General features: G+C 64.3%; 4 protein-coding genes. All 4 read left to right on the plus strand.

The window, feature by feature from the left end:
• Positions 1-1,460 (plus strand): putative bifunctional diguanylate cyclase/phosphodiesterase (locus AC1DT2_RS17150; RefSeq protein WP_477297668.1); only part of this gene is annotated, 1,460 nt, incomplete at its 5' end.
• 144 nt (positions 1,461-1,604) lie between these two features.
• Complete coding sequence (gene rpoE / locus AC1DT2_RS17155; protein ID WP_063573712.1) at positions 1,605-2,201, plus strand: RNA polymerase sigma factor RpoE; 597 nt, start codon at positions 1,605-1,607, stop codon at positions 2,199-2,201.
• Complete coding sequence (locus AC1DT2_RS17160) at positions 2,198-2,854, plus strand: sigma-E factor negative regulatory protein (RefSeq protein WP_477297669.1); 657 nt, start codon at positions 2,198-2,200, stop codon at positions 2,852-2,854. Before rpoE ends, AC1DT2_RS17160 begins: the two co-directional genes overlap by 4 nt.
• Positions 2,855-2,981: 127 nt before the next feature.
• Positions 2,982-3,975 (plus strand): trypsin-like peptidase domain-containing protein (locus AC1DT2_RS17165; protein ID WP_477297670.1); only part of this gene is annotated, 994 nt, incomplete at its 3' end.

Genomic DNA, 3,975 nt, shown 5'->3' on the forward strand with positions numbered 1-3,975 from the left:
TGCTCGGCGCGTTGCTGGCCGGTCGCCGTCGCACCGGCAGCGATGGTCGCGTCCTCGAGCCGGCGTTACGCGCGGCCGCGGCACGTTTCGCCTCCGCGCTGGAACTACGGCGCTCACGCGAACAGGGGCGCGCCCGCGGTCTCGTCGACATGTTGACTGCCTTGCCCAATCGTCTTCTGTTCAACGATCGCCTGGATACGACCATCCGCGAGGCGGAGCGAACCGGCGAATGCTTTGCCACCTTGCTGGTCGACCTCGATCGCTTCAAGAGTATCAACGACACGCTCGGCCATGCCGTGGGCGACCAGGTACTGACCGCCGTGGCGAAGCGGCTGCGCGCCAGTGTGCGTGCTTCCGACACAGTCGCACGTTACGCCGGCGACGAGTTCACGATGATCCTGCGCCACATCATCAAACGCGACGACGTGCTGCGTATCGCCGAGAAAGTGGTGCAGGCGATGGAGATTCCGCTGGGGCTCGATGACGGCTCGGAACTTCAGGCCACCGTGTCCGTCGGCATCTCCTTCTTCCCCGACGACGCGACCGAAGGCGAGCTGCTGCTGCGCCATGCGGATGAGGCGATGTATGGGGCGAAGAGTCTGGGGCGGAACAATTACCAGATCTACGCGGCCAATACGGACGCGTCGCAGCAACAGCACGTGGCCCTGAAGGCAAGTCTTCGTCACGCGGTGAAGAACAACGAACTGCGCGTGTTCTATCAGCCTCAGGTCAATGCCGTCACCGAAGACATCATCGGCATGGAGGCACTGGTGCGCTGGGAGCACCCCGAACTGGGCATGATCAGTCCGGCGTTCTTCATCCCGCTGGCCGAGGCCAGCGGCCTCATCGTGCCGATCGGCGAGTGGGTGCTGCGTACCGCATGCGCGCAGGCGAAGGCCTGGGAAGACACCTATGGCCTGGGCTTGCGCATTGGCGTGAACCTTTCGGCAGTGCAGCTCATGCAGCAGAACCTTGCCGAGGTGGTTGCCAGCGCCCTGACCGATACCGGGCTCAACCCGGACAGCCTCGAGCTTGAAGTGACCGAGAGCATCAGCGTGAAGACGGTGCCGCACCTGGTCGAAACGCTCGACGCCCTGCACGCGATGGGTTGCCATATCGCCATCGACGACTTCGGCACCGGCGCGGCGTCCCTCGACTACCTCCGCCGGCTGCCGGCCGACCGGATCAAGATCGATCAGAGCTTCGTCCGCAACATCGGTGTGGATCCCGACGACGAGGCCATCGTCCGGGCGACTATCGACATGGCCCACCGACTCAAACGTGGCGTGGTGGCCGAGGGCGTCGAAATCGAGCAGCACCTGCAGTTCCTTCGCGCGAACGGCTGTGACGAACTCCAGGGCTACCTGTTTTGCCGACCGCTGCCCGTGGTGGCTTTCGATAAGCTACTCGCCGAGCGCGAGCGTGTGATCACCGAAGGTCGGACGCCCGTCAGTGCCTGACGGGCCGGTTCCAACTTGAGGTTCAGGCCGGGTTGCGCATATTTTCAAAGGATGACCGGTTGACCGGGCAGTGAACTTGCTCGGTCCGCGCTTGTCTCAGCTGCGCCCGCGACTGGCCCCGAATGATGTGAGGAGACGGCCCGGATGGGCGAAAACGAACTGGATCAAGCACTTGTCGAGCGTGTGCAGCAAGGAGACCGCCGCGCGTTCGACCTGCTTGTGCGGAAATACCGGCACAAGGTCATCGCGTTGATCTCCCGCTACGTGCACGACTGGACCGAATGTGAGGACATCGCCCAGGAGGCCTTTGTGCGCGCCTGGCGTGCCCTTGGGTCGTTCCGCGGCGAAAGCGCGTTCTACACCTGGCTCTACAAGATCGCCGTGAATACGGCCAAGAACCACCTGGTCGCCATGGGGCGCCGCCCGCCCACGGGGGACATCGACGTGGACGATGCGGTTTACGTCCCGGGTGCCACGCGAATGCACGACGGGGCCACCCCGGAGCGCGAACTGATGCGTGAACAGGTGGAACAAACGGTGTTTTCCACTGTCCAAGCCTTACCTGAAGAACTTCGGGTCGCGATTACCCTGCGCGAGGTGGACGGCAAAAGCTATGACGAAATCGCCGCCATCATGAACTGTCCTATCGGAACGGTTCGTTCGCGTATCTTCAGGGCTCGTGAAGCCATCGACGAAAAACTGCGGCCGCTTCTATCCGACCGCGAGGATCACAATCCATGAGTGAAGCCAATCGTGAAATTCTCTCCGCCGGCATGGACGGAGAGCTGTCGCGGGAGGAAATCCGCTTCCTGTTACGTCGTCTGGAGGCCGATCAGGGCCTTGCCGACGTCTGGTCGCGTTATCACGCGGGTCGTGACGGTCTGCGCCGCGAAGCGTTGCCCCCGGTATCCCATGACTTCGTCGATCGCGTCATGGCGGCTATCGAGGCCGAAGCCAGTGCGCCGGCCGTTGCAGATGCCGCACCGCGCCGCCGTTGGCTGCACTGGTCCGCGGGGGGTGCCATCGCCGCAAGCGTGGCCGTCGCCGCATTGATGCTGTCGCAGCCGGCGGGCAACCGTTCCGGGGCTCMCGAAATCGCTCACCAGGCGCCGGTTTCCGGCGACATCCAGGTGGCCGATGCCACGCCGGAGCCCGCTGCCGCCCCGGTGGCGCCGCAGTGGCTTGCCGGTAGCAACATGGCGTCCCAGTTCACCCAGAAGGCGGCATTCGACAGTTCGAGCGAGGGTGGTGCAACCTATCTTCCCCGTTCCACGCCGTACCAGATTCAGCGTGGCCGGACCGCAGAAGCCCCCGCAAGCAATAGCTACATGCTGCTGACCCGTCCCGACGGCAGTCGTTATGTGCAGCCGGTCGCCGCGTCGCAGGCTCGCTAAGCCGCGACGCCACCCTGGCGCGCCGACCGTCCCCGGCGCGCCTGTTCCCTTATTCGTAACCACCCGTGCGGTCGCCTCGACGTACGGGCAACCGTGGCTTTGACAAGGAGGAAAGAGGATGGGTTGGTTGAATACACGTGCCGTGCTTGGCGGTGCATTGGTGCTGGCGACCGCCGGCGTGCAGGCGCAGAGCCTGCCCGATTTCACCGGCGTGGTGGAAAAGAACGCCCCGGCAGTCGTCCACGTAGAGGCAAAGACGACCGGTGCGCATAAGAAGACGAAAGGCGGCCCCGCCGGGCAGGACGACCAGGAAGAGCTGCTCCGCCGCTTCTTCGGCATGCCGGGCGTTCCGGCGCAGCCGCCCGAGCAGACCTCGCTGGGTTCGGGATTCATCATCTCCGCCGATGGCTACATTCTCACCAACGACCATGTCGTCGATGACGCCGACGAGGTCAAGGTGCGGCTCCAGGACCGTCGCAGCTTCACCGCCAGGGTCGTCGGCAAGGACCCGCAGTACGACATTGCGCTACTGAAGATCGATGCCGGTGCCTTGCCTGCCGTCAGCATCGGCGACTCGCGCAGCGTGAAGCGCGGTCAGTGGGCCCTCGCGATCGGTTCGCCCTTCGGCCTCGACGCCACCGTGACCCACGGCATCATCAGTGCGGTAGGGCGCAACCTGGGCAGCCGCGACCAGCCGTATACCTCGTTCATCCAGACCGACGTGCCGATCAATCGGGGTAATTCGGGCGGCCCCCTGTTCAATCTGCAGGGCCAGGTGATCGGCGTGAACTCGCAGATCTACTCCACGTCCGGTGGTTATCAGGGGTTGTCGTTCTCCATTCCCATCGACGTGGCAATGAACGTCGTAGATCAGATCAAGGCGAAGGGCTACGTCTCTCGCGGCATGCTCGGCGTCACCGTGCAGCCGGTGGATCCCTTCGTGAAGAATCTCGATCTCGCCGACTCCAACGGCGCGCTTGTCGCGCAGGTCACGCCGGGCAGTGGGGCCGACAAGGCGGGGCTTAAGCAGGGCGATGTCATCCTTTCCTTCAACGGCACGCCGATCACCCAGGCGCCGGATCTGCCGCCGCTGGTAGCCATCACCCGGCCGGGTTCGACAG

This window comes from Luteibacter sp. P4_E6, assembly GCF_056401535.1.